24 protein-coding genes, 1 pseudogene and 1 other annotated feature are annotated in these 25,778 nt (G+C 55.8%); of the genes and pseudogenes, 11 read left to right on the top strand and 14 right to left on the bottom strand.

All coding sequences use genetic code 11. The annotated features are described in order from the left end of the window. Positions 1-39 precede the first annotated feature (39 nt). A complete protein-coding gene (focA, locus tag DPA2511_RS11525; protein ID WP_015853938.1) occupies positions 40-897 on the bottom strand; it encodes a formate transporter FocA in 858 nt (285 codons plus the stop codon). 775 nt (positions 898-1,672) lie between these two features. Next, positions 1,673-3,436: a 30S ribosomal protein S12 methylthiotransferase accessory factor YcaO gene (ycaO, locus tag DPA2511_RS11520; protein WP_015853937.1), complete on the bottom strand. Its 1,764-nt coding sequence runs from the start codon at positions 3,434-3,436 to the stop codon at positions 1,673-1,675. A gap of 235 nt (positions 3,437-3,671) precedes the next feature. Here ycaO and serC point away from each other — a divergent pair, with 235 nt between their 5' ends. The 5 genes from serC (at position 3,672) to ihfB (ending at position 9,333) form a co-directional block, all read left to right on the top strand. Continuing rightward, positions 3,672-4,757, top strand: coding sequence for a 3-phosphoserine/phosphohydroxythreonine transaminase (serC, locus tag DPA2511_RS11515; protein WP_015853936.1), 1,086 nt, complete (start codon positions 3,672-3,674; stop codon positions 4,755-4,757). 261 nt (positions 4,758-5,018) lie between these two features. Continuing rightward, on the top strand, positions 5,019-6,308 hold the full coding sequence (gene aroA / locus DPA2511_RS11505; RefSeq protein ID WP_015853935.1) for a 3-phosphoshikimate 1-carboxyvinyltransferase: 1,290 nt from the start codon (positions 5,019-5,021) through the stop codon (positions 6,306-6,308). Positions 6,309-6,491: 183 nt separating this feature from the next. Then, positions 6,492-7,184 carry a (d)CMP kinase gene (gene cmk / locus DPA2511_RS11500; RefSeq protein ID WP_015853934.1) on the top strand — a complete coding sequence of 231 codons (693 nt, stop codon included), beginning with the start codon at positions 6,492-6,494 and terminating at the stop codon, positions 7,182-7,184. A 97-nt stretch (positions 7,185-7,281) separates the two neighbouring features. Further along, positions 7,282-8,955 carry a 30S ribosomal protein S1 gene (rpsA, locus tag DPA2511_RS11495; protein WP_015853933.1) on the top strand — a complete coding sequence of 558 codons (1,674 nt, stop codon included), beginning with the start codon at positions 7,282-7,284 and terminating at the stop codon, positions 8,953-8,955. A 90-nt stretch (positions 8,956-9,045) separates the two neighbouring features. Beyond that, the gene (gene ihfB / locus DPA2511_RS11490; protein ID WP_015853932.1) at positions 9,046-9,333 is read left to right on the top strand and encodes an integration host factor subunit beta; all 288 of its coding nucleotides are present in this window, start codon (positions 9,046-9,048) and stop codon (positions 9,331-9,333) included. A gap of 203 nt (positions 9,334-9,536) precedes the next feature. On the opposite strand, the gene DPA2511_RS11485 is transcribed toward ihfB, so the two are convergent. The 9 genes from DPA2511_RS11485 to hisG form a co-directional block, all read right to left on the bottom strand. After that, positions 9,537-10,175, bottom strand: a complete 639-nt coding sequence (locus DPA2511_RS11485) for a hypothetical protein (RefSeq protein WP_015853931.1) — start codon at positions 10,173-10,175, stop codon at positions 9,537-9,539. 248 nt (positions 10,176-10,423) lie between these two features. Continuing rightward, positions 10,424-11,038: a bifunctional phosphoribosyl-AMP cyclohydrolase/phosphoribosyl-ATP diphosphatase HisIE gene (gene hisIE, locus DPA2511_RS11480; RefSeq protein ID WP_015853930.1), complete on the bottom strand. Its 615-nt coding sequence runs from the start codon at positions 11,036-11,038 to the stop codon at positions 10,424-10,426. Continuing rightward, entirely contained in the window at positions 11,032-11,808 is a 777-nt protein-coding gene (gene hisF, locus DPA2511_RS11475) for an imidazole glycerol phosphate synthase subunit HisF (protein WP_015853929.1), read from the bottom strand. The genes hisIE and hisF overlap by 7 nt, the downstream gene beginning before the upstream one ends. Next, entirely contained in the window at positions 11,790-12,527 is a 738-nt protein-coding gene (hisA, locus tag DPA2511_RS11470) for a 1-(5-phosphoribosyl)-5-[(5-phosphoribosylamino)methylideneamino]imidazole-4-carboxamide isomerase (protein WP_015853928.1), read from the bottom strand. The genes hisF and hisA overlap by 19 nt, the downstream gene beginning before the upstream one ends. 6 nt (positions 12,528-12,533) lie before the next feature. Then, positions 12,534-13,124: an imidazole glycerol phosphate synthase subunit HisH gene (gene hisH, locus DPA2511_RS11465; RefSeq protein WP_015853927.1), complete on the bottom strand. Its 591-nt coding sequence runs from the start codon at positions 13,122-13,124 to the stop codon at positions 12,534-12,536. Further along, the gene (gene hisB / locus DPA2511_RS11460) at positions 13,124-14,191 is read right to left on the bottom strand and encodes a bifunctional histidinol-phosphatase/imidazoleglycerol-phosphate dehydratase HisB (protein ID WP_015853926.1); all 1,068 of its coding nucleotides are present in this window, start codon (positions 14,189-14,191) and stop codon (positions 13,124-13,126) included. The genes hisH and hisB overlap by 1 nt, the downstream gene beginning before the upstream one ends. A gap of 13 nt (positions 14,192-14,204) precedes the next feature. Next, positions 14,205-15,275: a histidinol-phosphate transaminase gene (hisC, locus tag DPA2511_RS11455; RefSeq protein WP_015853925.1), complete on the bottom strand. Its 1,071-nt coding sequence runs from the start codon at positions 15,273-15,275 to the stop codon at positions 14,205-14,207. Next, complete coding sequence (hisD, locus tag DPA2511_RS11450) at positions 15,272-16,582, bottom strand: histidinol dehydrogenase (protein ID WP_015853924.1); 1,311 nt, start codon at positions 16,580-16,582, stop codon at positions 15,272-15,274. The genes hisC and hisD overlap by 4 nt, the downstream gene beginning before the upstream one ends. 5 nt (positions 16,583-16,587) lie before the next feature. Further along, positions 16,588-17,487, bottom strand: a complete 900-nt coding sequence (gene hisG, locus DPA2511_RS11445; RefSeq protein WP_015853923.1) for an ATP phosphoribosyltransferase — start codon at positions 17,485-17,487, stop codon at positions 16,588-16,590. A 62-nt stretch (positions 17,488-17,549) separates the two neighbouring features. Then, positions 17,550-17,670: a sequence feature (His leader region), on the bottom strand. Between the two features lie 296 nt (positions 17,671-17,966). On the opposite strand from hisG, the pseudogene DPA2511_RS21635 reads away from it, so the two are divergent. After that, positions 17,967-18,787, top strand: a pseudogene (locus DPA2511_RS21635) (SDR family oxidoreductase). 63 nt (positions 18,788-18,850) lie between these two features. Here DPA2511_RS21635 and DPA2511_RS11435 read toward each other — a convergent pair. From DPA2511_RS11435 to DPA2511_RS23470, 3 genes are all read right to left on the bottom strand, one after another. After that, the gene (locus DPA2511_RS11435) at positions 18,851-19,576 is read right to left on the bottom strand and encodes a response regulator (RefSeq protein WP_015853921.1); all 726 of its coding nucleotides are present in this window, start codon (positions 19,574-19,576) and stop codon (positions 18,851-18,853) included. 5 nt (positions 19,577-19,581) lie between these two features. Then, the gene (locus DPA2511_RS11430) at positions 19,582-21,207 is read right to left on the bottom strand and encodes an ATP-binding protein (RefSeq protein ID WP_015853920.1); all 1,626 of its coding nucleotides are present in this window, start codon (positions 21,205-21,207) and stop codon (positions 19,582-19,584) included. A gap of 160 nt (positions 21,208-21,367) precedes the next feature. After that, positions 21,368-21,544, bottom strand: coding sequence for a hypothetical protein (locus DPA2511_RS23470; protein WP_015853919.1), 177 nt, complete (start codon positions 21,542-21,544; stop codon positions 21,368-21,370). An 89-nt stretch (positions 21,545-21,633) separates the two neighbouring features. On the opposite strand from DPA2511_RS23470, the gene DPA2511_RS11420 reads away from it, so the two are divergent. From DPA2511_RS11420 to DPA2511_RS21630, 5 genes are all read left to right on the top strand, one after another. Next, positions 21,634-23,001, top strand: coding sequence for a 2-hydroxycarboxylate transporter family protein (locus DPA2511_RS11420; RefSeq protein WP_015853918.1), 1,368 nt, complete (start codon positions 21,634-21,636; stop codon positions 22,999-23,001). A gap of 63 nt (positions 23,002-23,064) precedes the next feature. Then, positions 23,065-23,949, top strand: a complete 885-nt coding sequence (locus tag DPA2511_RS11415; protein ID WP_015853917.1) for a fumarylacetoacetate hydrolase family protein — start codon at positions 23,065-23,067, stop codon at positions 23,947-23,949. A gap of 67 nt (positions 23,950-24,016) precedes the next feature. After that, entirely contained in the window at positions 24,017-25,060 is a 1,044-nt protein-coding gene (gene citC, locus DPA2511_RS11410) for a [citrate (pro-3S)-lyase] ligase (RefSeq protein ID WP_015853916.1), read from the top strand. 30 nt (positions 25,061-25,090) lie between these two features. Beyond that, positions 25,091-25,384: a citrate lyase acyl carrier protein gene (citD, locus tag DPA2511_RS11405; protein WP_015853915.1), complete on the top strand. Its 294-nt coding sequence runs from the start codon at positions 25,091-25,093 to the stop codon at positions 25,382-25,384. Continuing rightward, the coding region (locus DPA2511_RS21630) for an aldolase/citrate lyase family protein (RefSeq protein WP_035050179.1) at positions 25,381-25,778 on the top strand (398 nt) is incomplete at its 3' end. The genes citD and DPA2511_RS21630, both read left to right, overlap by 4 nt.

The following is a 25,778-nucleotide window of genomic DNA, read 5'->3' as shown; positions in this document are numbered from 1 at the left end:
ATGGATTTTTTGTAACCCGACGTTGCGGCCGACAGCAGCTTAGTGCTGATCTCCACCGCGCAAATAGATGACCCAATAGGTCAGCCCAACCAGAAATCCGCCGCCGATGATGTTCCCCAGAGTGACCGGGATCAGGTTGTCGACGATGAAATTCCCGACGCTCAAGTGTTCAAACTGGACGGCAGTCATATTAATGGCGTGCCAGAATGAATCTGAAGCGAAATTCTTAATAACGATCCCCATCGGAATCATGAACATATTCGCGATGCTATGCTCGAAGCCGCTGGCGACGAACATGGCGACCGGCAGTATCATCGCCAAGCATTTGTCGGTCAGGGTGCGGCCGGAGTAACTCATCCATACCGCCAGACACACCATCAGGTTGGCCAGAATCCCCAGACACAGCGCTTCGATAAAAGTATGCTCCAGTTTGTGGCTGGCGGTTTGCAGGACATTAAGCCCCCAGGCGCCGTTTGCCACCATATATTCGCCAGAGAACCACATCAACGCCACGAAGAACAGCGCGCCAAGCAGGTTGCCGATATAAACGTTAGCCCAGTTCAGCCACAGTTGCTTCCAGGTGATGCGACCGCTGGCCTTTGCAATCACGGTCAGCACGGTGGAGGTGAACAGGTCGGCGCCGCACACCACGACCAACATCAAGCCCAGGGAGAAGCAGATGCCGCCTACCAGTTTGGCCATGCCATAAGGCATTGATGCGGTACCGGTGGTTGCCGTGATGTAAAAGACGAACGCGATAGAGATGAAAACACCGGCAGTGACCGCCAGAAAAAAAGCGGTTAACGGTTGTTTTGTCGCTTTATAAACGCCTGCGTCTTCGGCGACTTTCGCCATGGCTGGCGGTAATAATAGAGTGAAGGGGTTGTCAGTTTTCACACTAACTCTCTCTCAATGATTATCTACGTTGAAATATTAACAAAGCGCTATGGGCCAAAATTTGACATGGATCATATCGGTGAAAACTATAAGGCGATAACGCTCTATCAGTAGGGGTGTTTCTTGGTATAACCTAATGTTTTATAACGAGAAAAAAAATTTTAAAATTTATTAAATATGTTGAAAAAGGCAATGTTCGGGCTGTTTTAGCGTTAAAAAAAATATGTTTTTGTAGTAAATTCGTGCGTCGGTTTTAGGTTATTTAATTCTTTGTTCACTGTTTTATAACAATAACGTCATTTATTATCATCACAAACAATGAACCCAGATAAATAACTATTTTATACCCGACATACTTTGGTTTCATTTATTACTCGGCCCATCCCTGGGTTGCGCCTTTTTGGGGGCGTAATACGCTGCATTTAAATCTGCTCGCGGCAGATTTATCGTCCGTCCGCATCACTGACTGCAACTCGAATTATTTAAGGCATCGGTGTATGGAATAAACATATCGTCAAACAGGAACAATAAATATTTCCGGGAAAACAGCTCCTGGATTATTCCTGCTGCCAGCACGACCCGAAAAAATGCTGCCTGACCGGAAAAGAAAGGAAGCCAGAGTATGACGTCGCAATCTTCGCGCGATATTGTAAGGCAAAAATAGCCAGACAGGTAATAAAAACCCTGCACAAATCCGGAACGCAGACAGGCGAAACCGGTGTTCCGGTTTCGCCTGATCGGTGACAACAATAAAGTGATACTCGCCGGGTGGGAATTAGGCGTTCTGCCAGTGTCGGCGTTTGGCGTTTTGCAATTTTTCGTAGGCGGCTAAAAGTGACTGATGCGCTTTCAGGGCGGTAAGATCACTATCAATGGCGAACAGCCCGTAGAAGCTTTGTTCGCCGGTAATCGCCGCGCTGGCGGCGTCGACGGCGTCCTGACCATACATGCGCACGAAAGCGTCGTAGTACAACGCCGGTTCGCGTTCAGGCTCCAGCGCCAGTTGAAGCAGCGTTTGCAGGCAACGATAGTAGTTGCCGCGCTCGGCGCTGAACACGGACTGATTAAAATCGAGCGACCATTCCGCCCAACTCAGCGCCTGTTCCAGATCGCCGCCCGCCAACGCCAGCATGGATTTCAGCTCGCCGACGCGCAAAGTAAACCACCCGTTATCTTTGCCGGTGGCGATGCCCAGCAGTTCACGCACGCGGGTAAAATCGTCCAGACCTTCGTCATCCAACTGTTGCAGCAAATTCAGATATTCGCCTTGCTCCCATTGGCTGTCTGGCAGCGCCAGCAAGGTGTCGCGCAGATGCGCACCCATGCTGTTGTTGGCCAGCAGCAGATCTTCCTCCGGGTAAATATCCGACATACCCGGCACCAGAATGCGGCAAGCATAGACGGAAAGATGTTCATAATCCGCGATATACACTTCTTTATCTTCCTGCCGGAAGATCGCCATCAGGGTGGCGAACTCCTGTTCGGTCGTGCCGCTGAAGCTCCAGTCCGCAAACGCATAATCGGCTGTTTTACGGAACAAATCCCAGGAGATCAGACCGCTGGAATCGATGAAATGCGTTTCCAGATTGGTGTGCTCCGCCACTTCGTCGTTATCGAAGGTCGGGGGCGTGAAAACGTCCAGATCTTTCAGCCCGCGTCCTTGCAGCAGCTCGGTCACGGTACGTTCCAGTGCGACGCCGAAATCCGGATGCGCGCCGAACGAGGCGAAACAGGTGCCGTTGGCGGGATTGAACAGTACCACGCAAATCACCGGATAACGGCCGCCGAGCGAGGCGTCGTAAGCGAAGATCGGGAATCCTTCCTGTTCCAATGTGGCGATGGCTTCAACCACGCCGGGGTAACGTGCCAGTACGTCGGATGGAATTTCCGGCAGGCTGATGGCCTCGGCGATGATCCGGTTTTTTACGTAGCGTTCGAAAACTTCCGACAGACCCTGTACGCGGGCTTCATTACGGGTGTTGCCCGCAGACATCCCGTTGGAAACGTACAGGTTGCCGATGATGTTCATCGGAATGTACACCGTCTGATGATCAGACTGACGGGTAAAAGGCAGGGCGCAGATACCGCGTTCGGCGTTGCCGGACTGCAAATCCACCAGTTCGCTGGCGGTTAATTGTTGGTCTGGATCGTAGAAGCGGTGTAGGCGTTCATCCAGAATGCCTGCAGGCAGGCTGTCGTTATCGGGAATGGCGAACCATTTTTCATCCGGATAATGTACGAAGTCGCTGTTGGCGATCGCGTTGCCGAGATAAAAGTCGGCGAAAAAATAGTTGGTGGACAAGCGTTCGAAGTATTCACCCAACGCAGATGCCAGCGCTGCCTTTTTCGTCGCGCCCTTACCATTGGTAAAACATAAGGCGCAGTCGCGGTCGCGGATATGCACCGACCAGACATTCGGCACCGGATTAAGCCATGAGGCTTCCTCGATGTTGAACCCCAGGTCCTGGAGTTGTCGTTGAAAACGGGCGATGGAATCTTCCAGGGCGGCGTCTTTGCCTGGGATAAAAGTCTGGGTCATGGTAGCAACCTGATTATGGTAACGGGGCGTGCATAATACGGGGTTTTGCGTATCGACTCTATTTATTCTGTAACAGCCAGGTAACAGTGATGACGATCACGCAATCGGGTGCTAAAGATTTCATCCTCGAACGAGAATAAGCGTTGCAGGCATGCAGGGTGAGTGATAAAACCGATATAAGGTAAAACAATGCGACATATTAGGTCGCTATTTTTATTTAAAGTGGTGAGGGGAAATGACTCAGATTTTCAATTTTAGTGCCGGTCCAGCCATGTTGCCGGTAGAAGTATTGCGTCGTGCGGAACAGGAACTTTGTAATTGGCACGGTCTGGGCACATCGGTGATGGAAATCAGCCACCGCAGTAAAGAATTCATGCAAGTCGCCGAAGAGTCCGAACAGGATCTGCGTGACCTGCTAAAGATCCCCGCCAACTATAAAGTTCTATTTTGTCACGGCGGCGCCCGTGCCCAATTTGCGGCGGTGCCGTTGAATCTGCTGGGTAATAATTCGACAGCCGATTATATCGACGGAGGCTACTGGGCTTACAGCGCAGTGAAAGAAGCGGAAAAATACGGCACGCCGAACGTTATTGATATCAAAACCCGTATCGACGGGCTGCGTGCGGTCAAACCGATGCGTGAGTGGGCGCTGTCCGCCGATGCGGCCTATGTGCATTACTGCCCGAATGAAACGATCGACGGTCTAGCGATTGAAGAAGAGCCGGATTTTGGCGACAAGGTGGTGGTGGCCGACTACTCGTCCAGCATTCTGTCTCGTCCGCTGGATATCAGCCGTTATGGTGTGATCTACGCCGGCGCGCAGAAAAACATCGGCCCGGCCGGTTTAACCCTGGTGATCGTGCGTGATGACCTGATCGGCAAAGCCCGTCGCGAACTGCCTTCCATTTTGGATTACAAAGTGCTGGCGGATAACGGTTCCATGTTCAATACGCCGCCGACCTTCGCCTGGTATCTCTCGGGCATGGTATTCAAATGGCTGAAAGAGCAAGGCGGGCTGGTGGAATTGGATAAACGCAATCAAGCCAAAGCCGACCTGCTGTACTCGGCCATTGATGGCAGCGCTTTTTATCGCAATGATGTGGCTACGGCGAACCGTTCGCGTATGAATGTGCCGTTCCTGCTGGCGGATGCGGAACTGGACAGCCTGTTCCTGAAAGAATCCAAGGAGGCGGGTCTGCATGCGCTGAAAGGCCATCGCGTGGTAGGTGGTATGCGGGCCTCCATCTATAATGCCATGCCGATCGAAGGCGTGAAGGCATTGACCGATTTCATGGCCGACTTTGAACGTCGCCACGGCTGATAATGAGCCAATGGCACGGCGGTTTGCTGCCGTGCCGATCCTTGGGTGTCAATCCCCGATTGCAATCCCCCGGTCGTCGTCCCCGGTTGTCCCGGTTGTATAGCAGCAGTGCTGTCGGAAAAACGTTGCAAGCCATGACAGGAATACGGGGTTCGCATAGAAAACCGTAATAATGACAATGCCTTGCCTCGCTTGTCGATGGATGGCCGCTGTGTTTTCGATCGGACTGTTATATCTATTCATGAGGAGAATGAGTTTCACATGCAGGAATCCCTGACCCTACAGCCTGTCTCTCTGGTTAATGGCACCATCAACTTGCCGGGCTCCAAAAGCGTTTCAAACCGCGCGCTGCTGCTGGCGGCGCTCGCCGAAGGTACGACCCGGCTTACCAACCTGCTGGACAGCGATGATGTCCGTCATATGCTCAATGCGCTGAAAGCGTTGGGGGTCAGCTATACGCTTTCCGACGATCGAACCGTGTGTGAAATTACGGGCCTGGGACATGCCTTCGAGACGTCGGAACGTCTGGAGCTGTTTCTGGGGAACGCGGGCACGGCGATGCGTCCGCTGACCGCTGCATTGTGCCTGACTGCCGGCGACATCGTTTTGACGGGCGAGCCGCGTATGAAAGAGCGTCCCATCGGTCATCTGGTGGACGCGCTGCGCCAGGGAGGCGCCGGCATTGATTATCTGGAACAGGAAAATTACCCGCCTCTGCGGTTACGGGGTGGGTTTGTCGGCGGCGACATCAGTGTTGACGGCTCGGTTTCCAGTCAGTTTCTTACTGCGTTGCTGATGACTGCGCCGCTTGCTCCGCAGGATACCCGCATCACCATCCAGGGCGATCTGGTGTCCAAACCCTATATCGACATTACGTTACATATGATGAAAGCATTCGGTGTCGATGTGACAAATGCGGAATATCGAACTTTCGCGATTGCCGGGAACCAGCATTACCGGGCGCCGGGAGATTATCTGGTTGAAGGCGATGCGTCTTCCGCTTCGTATTTCCTGGCTGCTGCGGCGATTCGCGGCGGTACGGTGCGCGTGACCGGTGTCGGGCGTAAGAGCGTGCAGGGCGATGTCCGCTTTGCCGATGTGCTCGAAAAAATGGGCGCGCAGATTCGTTGGGGCGATGACTATATTGAGTGCCAGCGTGGCGAACTCCATGCCATTGATATGGATATGAACCATATTCCGGACGCTGCGATGACGATCGCCACGACGGCGCTGTTCGCGCAAGGCGGAACCACGACGTTGCGTAATATCTATAACTGGCGCGTGAAAGAAACCGATCGGCTGGCTGCGATGGCGATTGAACTGCGTAAGGTCGGCGCTGAGGTGGAAGAAGGGCATGATTACATCTGCATTACGCCGCCCAAACAGCTGCAAGCGGCTGAGATTGGTACTTATAACGATCACCGAATGGCCATGTGTTTTTCATTGGTGGCGTTGTCCGATACGCCTGTCACGATCCTCGATCCCAAGTGCACCGCCAAAACGTTTCCGGATTACTTCCAACAACTGGAGCGTCTGAGTCGGCACGATTGAATTTCCTGTCGTGGGGTCGTACCGACCCCGTATTGTAGAAACTTGCTCTGCCGATAGATTAATTCCCGGAATTTTCTGCAGTAATAAGTCTTTAATTTCACGATTGTCCCCGCTACAGCGTATAATGACTTGGTAAATTGTCTGTAGAGACATGCAGTTTCCTAATATCTGAAGGAGAGTGAAATGGCGGTGACTGCCCCGGTGATTACGGTCGACGGGCCGAGTGGCGCAGGCAAAGGTACGCTGTGCAAAGCGTTGGCCGATGCGTTGCAGTGGAACCTGCTGGATTCCGGCGCAATCTATCGGGTGCTGGCGTTGGCCGCGTTGCACCATCATGTGGATATCGCGTCGGAAGAAGCGCTGGTTCCGATCGCATCGCATCTGGACGTCCGTTTTGTGCCGGCTGATGGGCAATTGCGTGTCATTCTGGAGGGTGAGGATGTCAGCAGTGAAATCCGCACGGAAGACGTCGGAAATACCGCTTCACAGGCTGCTGCGTTCCCTCGTGTGCGCGAGGCGCTGCTCAGACGGCAGCGGGCGTTTCGGGAGTCGCCAGGCCTGATTGCCGACGGACGAGATATGGGAACGGTGGTATTCCCTGATGCGCCGGTGAAAATTTTTCTGGATGCCAGTGCTGAAGAACGCGCCAAACGCCGCATGCTGCAGTTGCAGGAAAAAGGCTTTAATGTTAACTTTGAACGTCTTTTGTCCGAGATCAGAGAGCGCGATGAGCGCGATCGCAACCGGCCGGTTGCACCGCTGGTGCCTGCAGCGGATGCTTTAGTGCTGGTTTCGACAACAATGACGCTGGATGAAGTGGTGGCCCGTGCGCTGGAATATGTCCGCCATATGCTGCCGCAACTGACTGGCAAATAATTTTACCTCGTCGCAAGGATTTCGGCGGGGATGTGAAGCAACCCCATCGGGCAGGATGCTAGATGGACGTTAAATGTAAAAACTCAAGATTATCAACATGACTGAATCTTTTGCTCAACTCTTTGAAGAATCCCTGAAAGAAATCGAAACCCGTCCGGGTTCCATTGTCCGCGGTGTTGTGGTCGCTATCGACAAAGACGTCGTTCTGGTTGATGCCGGCCTGAAATCTGAATCTGCCATTCCGGTAGAGCAGTTCAAAAACGCCCAGGGTGAAATTGAAATCCAGGTCGGTGATGAAGTTGACGTGGCTCTGGACGCGGTAGAAGACGGCTTCGGTGAAACCCTGCTGTCCCGTGAGAAAGCCAAACGTCACGAAGCATGGCTGATGCTGGAAAAAGCTTACGAAGAATCCGCTACTGTTACCGGTATTATCAACGGCAAAGTGAAAGGTGGTTTCACCGTTGAGCTGAACGGTATCCGTGCGTTCCTGCCGGGTTCTCTGGTAGATGTGCGTCCGGTTCGCGACACTCTGCATCTGGAAGGCAAAGAGCTTGAGTTTAAAGTGATCAAGCTGGACCAGAAACGCAACAATGTGGTTGTTTCCCGTCGTGCCGTTATCGAATCTGAAAACAGCGCCGAGCGCGATCAGCTGCTGGAAAACCTGCAGGAAGGCATGGAAGTCAAAGGTATCGTCAAGAACCTCACTGACTACGGTGCATTCGTTGATCTGGGCGGCGTTGACGGTCTGCTGCACATCACTGACATGGCCTGGAAGCGCGTTAAGCATCCGAGCGAAATCGTCAATGTGGGCGACGAAATCACTGTCAAAGTGCTGAAGTTCGACCGCGAGCGTACTCGTGTCTCCCTGGGCCTGAAACAGCTGGGTGAAGATCCGTGGGTTGCTATCGCTAAACGTTATCCGGAAGGCACCAAACTGACCGGTCGCGTCACCAACCTGACTGATTACGGCTGCTTCGTAGAAATCGAAGAAGGCGTTGAAGGTCTGGTACACGTTTCCGAAATGGATTGGACCAACAAAAACATCCATCCGTCCAAAGTGGTTAATGTGGGCGACGTGGTTGAAGTCATGGTTCTGGATATCGATGAAGAACGTCGTCGTATCTCCCTGGGCCTGAAACAGTGCAAAGCCAACCCGTGGCAGCAGTTCGCTGAAACCCACAACAAGGGTGATCGCGTAGAAGGCAAGATCAAGTCCATCACTGACTTCGGTATCTTTATCGGTCTGGACGGTGGTATTGATGGTCTGGTGCACCTGTCCGATATCTCCTGGAATGTAGCTGGCGAAGAAGCTGTTCGCGAATACAAGAAAGGCGACGAAATCGCTGCGGTGGTTCTGCAGGTTGACGCAGAGCGCGAACGCATCTCCCTGGGCGTGAAACAGCTGGCTGAAGATCCGTTCAACAACTACCTGTCTGTAAACAAGAAAGGTGCGATTGTTACGGGTAAAGTCACTGCGGTTGACGCCAAAGGTGCTACAGTTGAATTAGCCGACGGCGTTGAAGGTTATCTGCGTGCGTCTGAAGCTTCTCGCGACCGTATTGAAGATGCAACGCTGGTGCTGAACGTGGGTGATGAGATCGAAGCCAAATATACTGGTGTTGATCGTAAAAACCGTGTTGTAAGCCTGTCCATCCGTGCCAAGGATGAAGCTGACGAGAAAGACGCTATCGCTTCTGTTAATAACAAACAGGAAGAAGGCAATTTCTCCAACGCTATGGCTGAAGCGTTCAAAGCTGCAAAAGGCGAGTAATTTCGGTGGGTTAGGCGGCGGGACTTGCCGCCCGACCTTAAACGGTAGTAAGTTACAGTGGCATGCACAAGCCACTCACTTGGAGGAATCATGACCAAGTCTGAACTTATTGAAAGACTTGCTGGACAGCAATCGCATATCCCGGCCAAAGTGGTTGAGGAAGCGGTGAAAGAGATGCTGGAGCAGATGGCCACTACGCTGGCCGATGGCGATCGCATCGAAATTCGCGGGTTTGGCAGTTTTTCACTCCACTACCGTGCACCACGCACTGGCCGTAATCCGAAAACCGGCGAAAAAGTGGATCTGGAAGGTAAATATGTTCCTCACTTCAAACCGGGTAAGGAATTGCGAGATCGTGCCAACATATATGGCGGATAATCAGCCATAACGCCTGTTTCATGAATAGCACCCGAGAGGGTGCTATTTTTTTGCCAGCTGTAAACCACCGCCTCGGGAGGTGGTGATTATTAGTCGATAGAAACCCCTACCTGGCCGAGGGTTTCGAAAAGCTTCCAGCGTTAAGCCAGTTATTAGGTGGCGACGGTTGGTTAAAAAGGCCCTATCCCCCTGATGCTGGACGATTATTTTGCCAGAAGCACGTAGGCGATAATGGGCTCTATTTTTTGAGGCGGCTGTAACCAGCCGTTGAAAATGTTGCCCAATCCTTTGTTCTTATATTCGGCATCGCAACTGCCCGAGGTTCCTTTTCCCCCGAGTCCGAATGTACCGCCGCCTTCCGCTTTGATTTGGCAGCGATGCTTATTGGTGAATTCGTTATAAAGCCAGCCCGGTTCTATCGTACTGAACTGAACCATGACCCCGGGTTTTTCAATGGTCAGATATTTAGCCGCGTAAGTATATTCCGGTGTAATGCCGCAAAAGCTGTCCTGTTGCACGCAAGGGAGTGTTTTAAATTTAGTGGCGTCGAAAGCCTTGTACTCATCAAATTGCATACCCCGATACCAGTACATGGCCTTGCTTGCCTCTACATCGGTGGCACGGACTTTAGGATTAACCAGAATCAGCTTGTTTGGCGTTTCAGTTTGAAGCTGCAGGTTGCCGTTCTGATACATAACCAGCACCCGTGTGTTATCCAGCCCATTCTTTTTGATCAAGCTTTCTACTTTGGCATCCGCTGCCGATACTCCTTGACTCAGCAGCGTCGCCGCCAACATGGCGCCGATTACCGTCAGTTGGGAACCTCGTATTTTCTGTTGCATATCATTTTCCTTACTTGGCGAAAATGTCCGAAACGGTGACGCGGACTTGCGCCACAGGAGCGGGCCGGTTTGATTGACTGCTGCGGTCGCGAAGTATCGTTATTCCGCACCGCTGAACACGAATAAAGCCTAATCAACCAGACATGCGCAGACGCGGTTAAACCGGGCGAATATTTTGCCGAAGATGGGAAAGAAGGGAAAAGCGAGACGCTTTACCGGCGGCGGAAGCCGGCAAAGCGGATGACATATCAGCGGTTATGACGCGCTTTCAAACGCTGAATGATGGTGGCCAAATCCAGCTCCTGATCCTGTAGCAACACCAGCAGGTGATAAACCAGATCGGCGGCTTCGTTAGTCAGTTCCTCCCGATCGTGGACAGTCGCCGCCAGCGCGGTTTCCAGCCCTTCCTCGCCGACTTTCTGCGCGATGCGCTTGGTGCCGCTGGCGTACAGTTTCGCGGTGTAGGAACTGGCCGGATCGGCATTCTTACGCTCGGCCAGCAGTTGTTCCAGTTGGTAAAGGAACTGCCAGCGGCTTTCCGCCGGATGGAAACAACTGGTATTGCCCAGATGACAGGTCGGGCCGATCGGCGTCGCCAGCACCAGCAGCGTATCGTTATCGCAGTCCGGTGTAATCGATTCCACATTTAAAAAGTGTCCGGACGATTCGCCCTTAGTCCACAACCGCTGTTTGGTACGGGAGTAGAAGGTCACTTTACCGGTTTCTTCCGTCACCTGCAGCGCGGCCTGATTCATATAGCCCAGCATCAGCACTTCACCGGAAACCGCGTGTTGTACGACGACCGGTAACATGCCGTCGGTTTTTTGCCAGTCGAGCTGGTTTCGTTGTTGTTCAGTTAACACACCCGAATCTCCACGCCTTGTTGCTTAAGGAATTGCTTGAGTTCACCAATATTGATGATTTGTTTATGGAATACCGACGCCGCCAGTGCGCCGTCCACGCCGGCCTGCTGAAACGCCGCCAGAAAATGCTGCATGGTTCCCGCACCGCCGGAAGCGATCAGCGGAACATGACAAACATCGCGCACCCGCGTCAATTGCGCCAGATCGTAACCATTGCGCACGCCATCCTGATTCATCATGTTCAGAACGATCTCGCCGGCACCGCGCTTCTGCACCTCTTGCACCCAATCCAGCGTTTCCCACTGGGTGACACGGGTACGTGATTCATCGCCGGTATACTGATTGACATGATAACGGCCGGTTTCGGCGTCATGCCAGGTATCGATGCCGACCACGATGCATTGTACGCCATAGCGATCCGCCAGTCGGGAAATTAAATCGGGGTCGGCCAGGGCGGGCGAATTGATGGAGATCTTATCGGCGCCGAAAGAGAGTATCTGCCCGGCATCTTCAATACTCTTGATCCCGCCGGCGACGCAGAAGGGGATATCAATCACTTCCGCCACGCGAGACACCCAGCTTTTGTCCACCACCCGGCCGTCGGAAGAGGCGGTGATATCGTAAAACACCAGTTCATCGGCGCCTTCTTGCGCATAGCGCTGAGCCAACGGCACGATATCGCCGATAATTTCATGATTGCGGAACTGCACGCCCTTGACCACCTGGCCGTCACGCACGTCCAGACAAGGGATTATCCGTTTTGCCAGCATGAGATTGCCTCCGCCACGTTAAATTTACCTTCCAGCAAAGCTCGACCGACGATCACGCCCTGAACGCCGCTACCGCGCAACGCGGCGATATCCGCCAGCGAACCGATGCCGCCGGAAGCTTGAAACGCCACCTGCGGATAACGCTGGCTCACCTCGCGGTATAAATCGACATTCGAGCCCTGCAACGTACCGTCGCGGGAAATGTCGGTACAGAGTACGTGTTTCAGGCCGAACGGCAGATAACTCTCCACGGTCTGCTCCAGCGTGGCGCCGCTGCTTTCCTGCCAGCCGCTGATAGCGACTTGCTTAACGCCCTGCGCGTCGATGCGCACGTCCAGCGCCAACACCAGCGCTTCCGCGCCGTAGCGGGTAAACCACTGTTGTACCAACTCCGGCTGTTTTACGGCGGTGGAGCCAATCACTACGCGGCGCGCGCCGGCTTCCAGCAGGGATACGACATCCTGTTCGGTGCGGATGCCGCCGCCAACCTGTACCGGCACGGAAACGCCGGCCAGCAGCGTTTTCAGCAGCGGGATCTGGCGCGCCGCCGGGTCTTTGGCGCCGGTCAGATCCACCAGATGCAACACCTGCGCACCCTGGTGTTGGTAATCCTGCAAACGGGGCAGCGGGTCGTTGCCGTACTGGCGTTGCTGACCGTAGTCGCCCTGATGCAAACGAACCACCTGTCCGTCAATTAAATCCAAAGCGGGAATAATCATCGCCGTTTACATCTCCAGAAAATTTTTCAGCAACTGCGCGCCCGCCGCACCGGAGCGCTCCGGGTGGAATTGCACGCCGTAGAAATTGTCTTTCTGTACCGCCGCGGTGAACGGCTCGCCGTAAGTGGATTGCGCGATCGTATTGGCGCATACCGGCATAGCGTAACTGTGGACGAAATAGAAGTACGCGCCGTCGGGAATCGCGTGGAACAGCCGGTGGCCCGCCTGCGGCGTGACCCGGTTCCAGCCCATATGCGGCAGCGGCAGGCCGTGGTCGGCCATCTGTACCACCGGCGTGTCGATGATACCCAGTGTGTCCACGCCGTTATTTTCATCGCTACGGCTGCCCAGCAGTTGCATACCGAGACAGATACCCAGCACCGGCTGGGTGCAGGTTTTTATCAGGTCGATCAACTGGCGCTCCGCCAGTTGATCCATCGCCGCCTGCGCGGTACCCACGCCCGGCAGAAACAGCTTATCGGCGCGCAGCACCACCTCTGGGTCGCGGCTGACCAGCGGGTCATAGCCCAGACGTTTCACCGCGTACATCACCGAGGAGAGATTGGCGCAACCGGTATCGAGAATCACCACGTTCATCACAACACTCCTTTGGAGCTGGGCAGCGTATTACCCTCGACACGTATTGCCTGACGCAAGGCGCGGCCGAACACCTTGAACAGGCTTTCCACCCGATGATGGTCGTTGCGGCCCTTGGTTCTCAGGTGCAGGGTGCAGGCCATGGCATAAGAGAGCGAGCGGAAAAAGTGCTCTACCATCTCGGTGCTGAGGTCGCCCACGCGCTGGTAATTGAACTCCGCTTTGTACTCCAGATGCGGCCGGCCGGAGATGTCCAGCGCGCAACGGGCCAGACACTCATCCATCGGTAGCACGAAACCGAAACGGCCGATGCCGCGCTTGTCGCCCAGCGCCTTGTTCAGCGCCTCGCCCAGCGCCAGCGCGGTGTCTTCCACCGTGTGGTGATCGTCGATGTACAGATCGCCCTTAACATCGATATTCATGCGGAAACCGCCGTGAGTGGCGATTTGATCCAGCATATGGTCGAAGAAACCAACGCCGGTGTTGATCTTGCTGCCGCCTTCGCGATCCAGCCAGACGTCAACGTCGATAGCGGTTTCGCGCGTTACCCGGTTAACCTGGGCGTGGCGGTCGCTCTTGGTCAGTTGCGCGGTAATCGCCTGCCAGTTCAAACCATCACGTTGATAGCGCAGACCGGCAATCCCCATATTTTGCGCCAGTTGCACGTCGGTTTCGCGGTCGCCGATGACGAAGCTATTGTCGCTGTCCATCACGTTGTCTTTCAGAAACGCATCCACCAACGCGGTTTTGGGTTTACGGCACGCGCAGTTATCGCCGGGCAAATGCGGGCAAATCAGCACACGCTCGAAGCGCACGCCCTGCGAGGTGAAAATCTGCATCATCAGGTTATGCGGCGGGTCGAAATCCGCCTGCGGGAAGCTGGCGGTGCCTAACCCATCCTGATTGGTGATCATCACCAGTTTGAAACCGGCCTTCTGCAATGTCAGCAGCGACGGGATCACGTCCGGCTCCAGCGCCAGCTTGTCCAAACGGTCTACCTGAAAATCCTCGGGCGGCTCGGCGATCAGGGTGCCGTCGCGGTCGATGAAAAGATATTTTAATCCCACGGTGATTCCTCAATTACGCAGTAGTGGCAGACAGCGCCTGCAGTGCGGTGATAACGCGCTCGCATTCGTAACGATTGCCGATGGTAATACGCAGGCAACCGGCCAGCCCTGGCTGTTTATTTTGATCGCGCAGAATAATGCCTTGATCCCACAAGGTTTTAAAGACGGTTGCCGAGTCGGCGAAACGCACCAGCAGGTAGTTGCTCTCGCTGGCGAACACGGTGTCTACGCCGTCCAGGTTGTTCAGCGCCTCTTCCAGCCAGCGGCGGTTTTCCCGCACCTCGGCGACGTTCCGGCGCATCTGGGCAATTCCGGCATCGCTCAAGGCTTGCGCTGCGATATCGGCCACCGGCAGCGAGAGCGGATAAGGGGCAATCACTTTGAGCAGCAACTGGATAACGTCGGCATTGGCGAGCGTGAAACCACAACGTAACCCGGCCAGCGCGAAAGCCTTGGACAACGTACGCAGGATCACCAGATGCGGGTAGTCCGCCAACCAATTGACGGTGGAGGCTTGCGGGCAGAATTCGATATAGGCCTCGTCGATAGCCACGACCGCCCGGCCGCGCGCCAGCGCCAGCACCCGACGCAGATCGTCCTGATTGACCAGATTGCCGGTCGGGTTATTGGGGGAGCAGATGTAAATCAGCTTCACGTTATCCAACTGACGCTCGATGGACGCCACATCAAGCTGCCAGTCCGCCGTGCTCTGGGCGATACGACGTTCCACGCCGAAGGTTTCGGCGCTGACGGCGTACATGCCGTAGGTGGGCGGGCAGAACAGAATGGCGTCTTTGCCCGGTTCGCAAAAGGCGCGAATCAGCAGTTCGATACCTTCGTCGGCGCCGCGGCTCACCAGTACCTGTTCCGGCGTGACGCCGGCGTAAGCGGCGTAACGCGCGATCACCTGCGCCGGTTGGCATTCCGGATAACGGTTCAGGGTGTGCAGCGTGAGCGAGTATTCCGGCGCCTGCGGGAATTCGTTGGCGTTGAGCCACACATCGCCGTTGCCGCCAAGGCGACGGGCAGACTGGTACGGGGTCAAACGGCGCACATTCTCGCGCGCCAGATTTTCGATACTCATGCTTGCTCCTTCAGGGCGTTGACGCGCAGGGTGACGGCATTCTTGTGGGCGGTTAACTGTTCGGCCTGCGCCAGGGTCTCGATGGTGACGGCCAGGCCCAGCAACCCTTGCGGCGATAACTGCTGCACGGTCATGCGCTTTTGGAAATCCGCCAGACCCAGGCTGGAATAGGTGGCGGTATAGCCATAGGTCGGCAGCACATGGTTGGTGCCGGAGGCGTAGTCACCCGCCGATTCCGGCGACCAATCGCCCAGAAACACCGAACCGGCGCTGGTGATGTGCGCCACCAAATCTGCCGCGTTGCGGGTCTGGATGATCAGGTGTTCCGGGCCGTACTGGTTGCTGATGTCCACGCACTGATCCAGATCGCGGGTCACAATCACCCGGCTGCTGTCCAGCGCCTGACGGGCGATGTCGGCGCGGGAGAGGGTGGCGAGCTGGCGCTCGACCGCCGCGATCACCGCCTGCGCCATGGCGGCGTCCGGCGTCAACAGAATCACCTGCGAATCCGGGCCGTGTTCCGCCTGGGAGAGCAAATCGGCGGCGATGAAATCCGGCGTAGCGCCGCCATCGGCGATCACCAACACTTCGGACGGGCCGGCCGGCATGTCGATGGCGGCGCCGTCAAGGCGTTGGCTGACCTGACGTTTGGCCTCGGTGACGTAGGCGTTGCCGGGGCCGAAGATTTTATCCACTTTGGGCACGCTGTCGGTGCCGAACGCCATCGCCGCCACCGCCTGCGCGCCGCCGAGCTGGTAGATTTCCTGCACGCCGCACAGCTTCGCCGCATACAGAATTTCATCGGCGATGGGCGGCGGCGAACACAGGATGACCTTGCCGCAGCCGGCGATGCGCGCCGGCGTCGCCAGCATCAGGACGGTGGATAACAGCGGCGCAGAGCCGCCGGGGATATACAGGCCGACGCTGGCGATGGGGCGCGTCACCTGCTGGCAACGCACGCCGGGTTGGGTTTCCACATCCACCGGCGGCAACACCTGCGCATAATGGAACGTCTCGATATTGCGCACCGCATTCGCCATCGCCTGTTTGATGTCGTCGCCCAACCGGGCGGCGGCGGCGTCGATATCGGCGGCGGAGACGCGCAGATTATCCACCTGTACCTTGTCGAAACGGGCGCTGAAATCGCGCAGCGCCGCGTCGCCTTCGGCGTTAACGCGATCCAGAATCTCGCTGACGGTGGCGGTGATGCGGCCGGAGGCGGAAATCGCCGGGCGCGTCAGCAACTGCCGCTGTTGTTCCGCCGAACTGGACTGCCAGTCAATCAGGGTATTGAAACGATTGGTCATGACCCTCACTCCATCATTTTCTCGATCGGCAGTACCAGAATGGAACTGGCGCCCAGCACTTTCAGTTTTTCCATGGTTTCCCAGAACAGGGTTTCGCTGCTGACCATGTGCATGGCCACCCGGTTCTGATCACCCGCCAGCGGCAGGATGGTGGGGCGCTCGGCGCCCGGCAACAACCCGATCACCTCTTCCAGGCGATCGCTGGGCGCGTGCAGCATGATGTATTTGGATTCACGCGCCTGAATCACGCCTTGCATGCGGGTCAGCAATTTGTCGATCAACTGCTGTTTATCCACCGGCATCTCGCCGTCGCGTTGGATCAGGCAGGCTTTGGAGCGGTAAATCACTTCCACTTCGCGCAGGCCGTTGGCTTCCAGTGTGGCGCCGGTCGAAACCAGATCGCAGATAGCGTCGGCCAGCCCGGCGCGCGGCGCTACTTCCACCGAACCGTTAAGCAGGCAGGATTTGAAATTGACGCCTTGTTTATCAAGGTATTTCTTGAGCAGGTGGGGGTAGGACGTGGCGATGCGTTTATTGTTCAGGCATTGCGGGCCGGTGTACTCCTCATCGAGCGGCATAGCCAGCGACAGGCGGCATCCGCCGAAGTCGAGACGACGCAGCGTGAAGTAGCGCGGGTCTTCCCCCTGGGCGCGGCGGTCGAGCAGTTCCTCTTCCAGCACGTTCTCGCCGATGATGCCCAAATCGACCACGCCGTCCATCACCAGACCGGGGATATCGTCATCGCGGACGCGCAAAATATCGATAGGCATGTTTTCGGCGAACGCGATCAGACGTTGCTGTTGCAGATTGATTTTGATGCCGCAGCGAGCAAGCAATTCCCGTGAGTCGTCGCTCAGGCGGCCTGATTTCTGCATCGCGATGCGTAAACGTGATTTATCCAGCATGTGAACCTCAATTTATCCTGTCTGTGACGCCTGTTGATTCAGGCTTTTAAAAGTTAGGGCCATAAAAAAAGCCCCCGAAATCGATCTTCCGGGGGCTCTTTTCGCACGCTGTGCCACTGGAAGATTTGACTGTCTTCCAGCACCAAATGCCTGAAAGACTAGTCAGGGTGATGGTGATGATGGTGGCTTAACAGGGTGCGTAACATAATTTGGTTATCTCTGTGTCAGTGATGGCGCGCGTTTTTGGGGCGCCTTCGCGGCATTTCCGCGTTGTTTCAACTGTCAGCTAACCTAAACTATCTTGCTATCTTCACGCAACATTTTTTTACCCCAAAAATATCACCCTTTAAAAACATCACGTTTATTGTCATCACTGCCGGGGGACGAAGAGTAAACTGAACAAGGGACGCCGTGCCGCGTCACGGTGTTACTTCATGATGCAACAACCTGGCGAAAACCGCAGAGATCGGGGTGAAACGATGAAGAAGGTATCAATAATCGGGCTGGGCTGGTTGGGGATGCCGCTGGCGCTGGCCTTGCTGGGGCGGGGGTATCAGGTCACGGGCAGCAAGACGACGGATGACGGCGTGGAAGCGGCGCGGTTGTCGGGGGTGGACTGCTACCGCTTGAGGCTGACGCCGGAACCGGAGTGCGAGCCGGAAGCGCTGGCGGCGCTGCTGCAAACGGAGGCGCTGATCGTTACCCTGCCGCCGGGGCGCACCGCCCGGGAAGGGGCGGCCATTTGCAGGCGGTACAGCAACTGGTCAACAGCGCGCTGGCGTTTGGCGTACCGCGCATCATCTACACCAGTTCGTCGGCGGTGTACGGCGCCACCCGCGGCAAATTGAAAGAGGACAGCCCGTTGCAGCCGGATACCGACAACGGCCGGGTGTTGGTGGCGTTAGAGCAGTGGCTGCATGCGCTGCCGCATACGCAGGTGGATATTTTGCGGCTGGCCGGGCTGGTGGGGGCGGATCGGCATCCCGGGCGTTTTCTGGCGGGGCGGCGTGACGTGCCGAACGGGTGTCACGGTGTGAATCTGGTGCATCAGGACGACGTGATCGCCGCGGTCGAGCTGCTGCTGCAACGCCCGCACGGCGGGCACCTGTATAATCTGTGCGCGCCGCTGCACCCGGCCCGCGACGTGTTTTATCCGGCGCAGGCGACACACATGGGGCTGACGCCGCCGCACTTTTTGCCGGGCGACCCGGCGCAAGACCGGCGGGTGGACGGGCAGCGAATCTGCCGTGAACTGGGATTTGAGTACCAGTATCCAGACCCGATGAGCATGGTGTTTTAAGCGCGGGGAAAGGATGAGCGGCCACGGGCGTTGTTCGCAGCACGCCCGTCGCCGTCGGAGGGGTTATTCGGCTTCTTTTTTACGGTACAGACGGCGCGGGTGCCCGATCTTGCCGTAGCGCATTTCAATTTCCAGAAAGTGGTTCTCCACCCCGAATTCCAGATAACGGCGTGCGGTGGTTTTACTCAGCCCGGTCTGCGTGACCACCTCATCGACGGAGTACAGCGTGTCGGGCGCGTTGAGGAACATTTGACGCACCCGATTGAGGGTATTTTCCTCAATGCCTTTGCTGCCGGGCCCATTGGGGGCGGTTGACGCTTGCAGTTGATAAAGCACATCCACGTTTTGCTGGTCGACAACCTTGTAAGTATGTTGCGTTTTGACGAACTGGATAAAACGCTCCAGCGAGGAGCGCAGACGCGGGTAGGCAACCGGTTTGATGATGTAATCGAACGCGCCGCAGCGGATCGCCTGCGCGCAGGTATTCATGTCGCTGGCGGCGGTGATGAAGATCACCGAACACTGGGTGCCCTTGAGTACATCGCTTTCGATCAGTGAAACGCCTTCGCCGTCCGGCAAGTAATTGTCCAGCAGGATCAGCCGTGGTTTGTGTTGCTGTATCAGCCGCCTGGCATCGTTCAGGGTTGAGGCGATGCCCACTACGCGCAGCGCGAAGTTCTTTTCGATGAACTCGGCATGGATGTTGGCCAGCTTTCTTTCATCCTCCACGATAAGCACGTCGAAATTATCAATGGATCGTTCAGTCGGCATGGTACTCGCAATCGGCATGGTACTCAGTTTTCCTGTTGTTGGCGGTTGTGATTAAGCCCAATGTGCTTGGGAATAAAAAGCGAAAAAATTGTGCCGTATGGCTGGTTATCGGAGACTTCAATCACCCCTTGAGCCTGACTGACGTAACTGGACACCAGGTGCAGCCCCAAGCCGTGATCGCCTTCTCGCTTACTGGTCACGCCCATCTCAAATACCCGATCGGCGATGGCGGGGTCAATGCCGGTGCCCTGATCGGCCACTTCAATGACCAATTCCTGCTCACCGTCGTGGATATAAACCTCGACAGGATAATGAGTCCAGGTGCTGGCGAGTGTGGCTTCCACCGCATTATCAATTAAATTGCCGATGATCGACATCAGTTCGGTTTCGTTCAGTGCTGCGGGGATGGCGTTAAGCTGACAACGCGGATCGAAGCGCAGTTCGATACCTTTTTCCCGCGCGCTGGCATATTTACCCAGCAGCAGCCCGCACAGCGTCGGAGAGCAAAACCGGCTGGCGATAAAATCCAGCACGACCTGGGCGCCTTCTGACTGCGCTTCGATATAACTGATCGCTTCATCGTAGCGCCGCAGGTGCAGCAGGCCGGCCAGGGTTGCGGTCCAGTTAAGCTGTTCATGACGCAGGATGCGCAGGCTGTTGGCGTAACGCTTCACCTGGCTGAGCTGCATCCCCAGCGTATGAATGTCGTTTTTATCGCGGAAACTGATCACCCATCCTTGCAACTCGTCTTCCAGCATGATGCGCACCCGGCTGGCGATCACGGTGACATGGTTGAAACGGCAGATTTCGTCGTGCGTGTCGGTGTTCACGATATCGGGTTGGCTAAAGAACGCGGCGGGCGCGATGACATCGTCGATCGGCTTTCCCCGCAATTGCCAGGTCGGCGCGTCCAGCCCCAGCAGTTCTTTGGCCGCCCGGTTGATCACCGCGATGCGCCGCTCTTTATCGATGGCGATCACGCCTTCGTAGATGGATTCCAACAGCGCTTTTTGTTGCCGCACCAGCAGGCGGATTTCCAACGGCTCCAGCCCGAACATCTGTTTTTTCAGATTGCGGGCGAACAGCCATGAAAAGAAGAACAGCGCCACCAGCGTGACGCCGATAGCTAACCCGATTTGGGCAACTTTGCTGAAGGTGAGGTTATCGATACGTTTTTTCAGATAGCCGACGGAAACAATGCCGATCACCTGATCGCCATCCATAATCGGCGCTTTGCTGCGTAAGGAAATGCCAATCGCGCCGCGGCGCAACGTAATGGTGCTTTGGCCTGCCAACACCTCCTGATTGTCGCCGCCGATCATCTCGGTGCCGAGCAGCGCCGGATCTTCAGAATGGTAAAGGTGGGTGGCGTTGCGATCGCCGATGACGATAAAACTGGCGTCGCTGCGTGCGCGGAGTTGATCGACCAACGAGTCGATGGTGACGAGGTCACGTTGCTTCACCGCCGCGATCAACGACGGAATAATGGCAATTTCCCGCGCCTGAATCTGGGCGCGACTGCCGAGGTCGGAATACATCTGCTGTTCGACGACATAATAATAATAGATGCTGGTGCCGCCGAGCAGCAGCGAAAAAAAGATCATCAGATAGATGAATAACCTGAGATGGAAAGGGTATCTGACAGTCATAACGTGCATATTCCGGAAGCATTCAGCATTCTGAGGTGGCTAATTTATCATGAACGGCGTAAAAAACAGGGAGCAAAAAGTCGTATTGTGAGTTGTGCCGGGGACATTGTGAAATTTGTATTTTTTATTCCGAAGTTTTAAATAAAAATTAAATTGGAATTCACGGCAATCGGACAATTGTTTTACCTTTTTTCAACATGTGATTTTTTATTTCCAAACAAACCATTTTCACCATAAAATCCATAAAAACCACGGAAAAACCTCCCATCTTGGCGTATTTTAATTTGTTGTTTTTAAATGAAAAAATAATTAAAACCATAAAAACCATAAGTGCCATTAAAACTCATTTTCTAATTTGAGGATTGTCACATAATAATGAGCATTCAACTTTTAAGATGCGCGGGAAAATAACAAGGGGAGAAGGTTATGAGTACCACTGATGATGCTTATATCGTTGTGAAAGAGGGGGCCTCTGGGAAGGCTTCGTTAAAAGAGAAATGGTGGCATATTCTGGATAACTACAAAATTGGTGTTATTCCAGTGCCGTTATTTTTGCTGGCGGGTTTGTTGATCGGTCTGGATTGTCTGGGAGGGAAACTGCCCAGTGATATCGTCGTGATGGTCGCGACGCTGGCGTTTTTTGGTTTTGCCTGCGGCGAGTTCGGTAAACGTCTGCCGCTCGTCGGCAAGATGGGGGCGGCGGCGATTTGCGCCACCTTCATTCCGTCTGCGCTGGTGTACTACGGTCTGCTGCCGCAGGTTGTGGTTGAGTCCACCACCAAATTCTACAAATCCACCAACATTTTATATCTGTATATCTGCTGCATCATCGTCGGCAGCATCATGAGCATGAACCGGCAGACGCTGATTCAGGGCTTCCTGCGGATTTTCTTCCCGATGCTGTGCGGTGAAGTGGTCGGCATGCTGGTCGGTATGGGCGTAGGTATCACGCTGGGTATGGATCCGTTCCAGGTGTTCTTCTTCCTGGTGTTGCCGATTATGGCCGGCGGTGTGGGCGAAGGCGCCATCCCGTTATCCATCGGGTATGCCGCATTGATGCATATGGATCAAGGCGTGGCGCTGGGCCGTATCCTGCCGATCGTGATGCTGGGCAGCCTGACCGCCATTGTTATCTCGGGTGCCTTGAACCAGTTGGGTAAACGCTATCCGCACCTGACCGGCGAAGGCGAGCTGATGCCGAACAAAGCCAATGATACAGAACAGGCTCCGGCCTCTCTGACCAGCGCGGTGAGCGGCAAGATGGATCCGTCCAACCTGGCGGCGGGTGCGCTGCTGGCCATCCTGTTGTACATGGTGGGTATGGTCGGCCAGAAAACGATCGGTCTGCCTGCGCCAGTCGGTATGCTGTTCGTGGCGGTCTTCGTCAAATTGGTGAATGGCGCGTCTCCGCGACTGCTAGAAGGTTCTCAGGTGGTTTACAAATTCTTCCAGACGTCCGTGACCTACCCGATTCTGTTCGCCGTTGGTGTGGCTATCACGCCGTGGCAGGAACTGGTACACGCATTCACCCTCACTAATCTGCTGGTGATTGTTTCTACCGTGGTCGCTTTGGTCACTACCGGTTTCTTCGTCGGTAAGAAAATTGGCATGCACCCGATTGATGTCGCCATCATCTCCTGCTGCCAGAGCGGGCAGGGCGGTACCGGCGACGTGGCAATCCTCACCGCCGGCAACCGTATGGTGCTGATGCCGTTTGCTCAGATTGCCACCCGTATCGGTGGGGCCATCAACGTCTCCGTGGCCTTGCTGGTTCTCGGCAAGTTCCTGGTGTGACGGCGGTATTAACGCAATAAAACTGCACGAGCAACGCAGCGTTATTCAAATAGGTAAAGAATTATGAAACTTGCAAGCTACCGCCATAACGGCAAAAACAGCTACGGGATCTACACCCAGGCCGGTCTTATCGACTTGGGCAGCCGCCTCGGCGAACGTTACCCGGATCTCAAAGCGCTGCTGGCCGGCGAGGCCCTCCGCCTGGCGGAAGAATTTCAGCATCAGACCCCGGATATCCCGGTGGCGGATGTGACCTTCCTGCCGGTCATCGTGTCGCCCTCCAAAATCCTGTGCGTGGGCATGAACTACGCCGACAAACGCAAGGAGTTCGACGAACAGAACCCGGCGCCGACGCTGTTTGTCCGTTTCGCCGATTCGCAGACCGGTCATAACACGCAAGTGCTCAAACCGCACTATTCCAGCGAGTTCGACTATGAAGGCGAACTGGCGGTGGTTATCGGCAAGGCCGGTCAGGGCATCCACCGCGACCATGCCCTGTCCCATGTCGCGGGGTACAGTTGCTACATGGACGGTTCGGCGCGCGACTGGCAGCACAGCTGGTTCACCGCCGGCAAAAACTGGCAGAAAACCGGCGCGTTCGGGCCATACCTGACCACCCGCGACGAAATTCCGGATCCGCATCAGTTGGCCATCCGCACCTACCTCAACGGGCGTATGGTGCAGGACGACAACACCGCCAGCATGATCCACAAGGTGGCGGAGCTGATTGAATACATCAGCACCTTCACCGCACTGAGCGCGGGCGATGTCATCATTACCGGGTCGCCGGGCGGCGTCGGCAAAAAACGCACGCCGCCGCTGTTTATGCACCCCGGTGACAGCATCGAAGTGGACATCGAGAACGTGGGGCATCTGCGCAACACTATCGGTGAAGCGCCGCAGCCGGCGAAAGCCGTACCGGCAACGCCGATCGCCGTCGGCCACTGACCGGGTCGGCCGTCGGAACACCGGCGGCCGTACCGAAAAGCGCAAGACCAGCAGCAGGAAAACCGTTATGTACGTCGATGAGAATGTTGAATTTTCCCCACTGAATAATCCGGGCGCCCATGCGGCGCGGGAAGAGGTAAGCGGGTTTCTGGCCCATTGCCATCTTGGCATGGATCGGGACATCGACATGTTCGTCGTCGGGCGGCATCAGGGGCGGCTGGTGGCCTGCGCCGGGCTGTGCGGCAACACCATCAAGTGCGTCGCGGTCGACCCGGCTTACCGGGAACTGAATCTTGGCGTGCGGGTGGTGAGCGAAGTGGTGCAGTACGCGGCGGAACGCGGGCAGTTCCACCTGTTCCTCTACACCCGGCCGGACAACATTGCGCTGTTCCGGGGCTGCGGGTTCTATCCGCTGGCCTGTTATGACCCCCACGCCGTGTTGATGGAAAACACCCCCATCGGCATCCGGCAGTATTGTCAGTCGCTGGCGGCGCAAGTCATGCCGGGCGATAACATCGGCGCGATTGTGATGAACGCCAACCCGTTCACGCTGGGGCACCGTTATCTGGCCGAACAGGCGGCGGCGGCCTGCGACTGGCTGCACCTGTTTGTCGTGCGCGAAGACGTTTCGTTCTTTCCGTTCAGCGAACGGCTGGAGATGGTGCGTCAGGGCGTGGCGCATATTCCGAACCTGACCGTGCATGCCGGCTCGGAATACATGATTTCCAAAGCGACCTTCCCCGGCTACTTCCTGAAGGAAGAAAAACTGATCACCCAGGCCCATGCGGCGCTGGATCTGATTATTTTCCGCCACTACATCGCGCCGGCGTTGAACATCACGCGGCGCTTTGTCGGCACCGAGCCGTTCTGCCCGGTGACGCATCGCTACAACCAGGACATGCACGACTGGCTGGAGTGTGCGGACAGGGTGGACGCGCCGGCCTTGCAGGTCATTGAGATTGAACGCACGCGGGCGCAAGCCGGGCAGGCCATATCGGCCTCCGAAGTGCGCCGGCTGCTGAAGCTGCGCCAGTTCGACGCGATACGCGCGCTGGTGCCGGCGACGACTTTTGTGCATTTACAGCGTTATGGCGAATTGGCCTGCGCGTAACACATTCACTGTATCAGTCAGGAAAACACCATGAAAATCATCAAGGAGGCCCTCGCAGGCACCTTCGAATCCAGCGATCTGCTGGTGAAGGTGGCACCGGCGGCCGGCGAATTGACCGTTGTGATCAACAGCGAAGTCATCAAACAGTTTGGCGAACAGATTAAGCAGGTCGTCAACGAAACGCTGGCCGCGCTGGGCGTGACCGAGGGAACCATCATTGTGGACGACAAGGGCGCGCTGGATTGTGTCATCCGCGCCCGGGTACAGAGCGCGGTACTGCGTGCTGCGGATACCGACGTCATCGAATGGGAGAAACTGTCATGAAAAAATTGCGCCGCAGCATGCTGTTTATGCCGGGGGCCAATGCCGCCATGCTGTCCAACGCCTTCATTTACAAGCCGGACTCCATCATGTTCGACCTGGAAGACGCGGTTTCCCTGCGTGAAAAAGATACCGCTCGCCTGCTGGTTTTCCATGCGTTGCAGCACCCGATGTACAACGATATCGAGAAAGTGGTGCGCATCAACCAGCTCAGTACCCCGTTCGGTCTGAAAGACCTGGAAGCGGCGGTGCGCGGCGGGGTGGACGTGGTACGTCTGCCGAAGACCGACTCCACCGACGACGTGGATGAACTGGAACATCACCTGGTGCGCATCGAAAAAGCCTGCGGCCGGGAAGTGGGTTCCACCCGCATTATGGCGGCGATCGAATCCGCCGT

This window comes from Musicola paradisiaca NCPPB 2511, from assembly GCF_000400505.1.
GTDB classification, from domain to species: Bacteria; Pseudomonadota; Gammaproteobacteria; order Enterobacterales; family Enterobacteriaceae; genus Musicola; species Musicola paradisiaca.
Note: the sequence above shows the minus strand (reverse complement) of the source record. Positions and strands in the feature narration are given on the sequence as shown.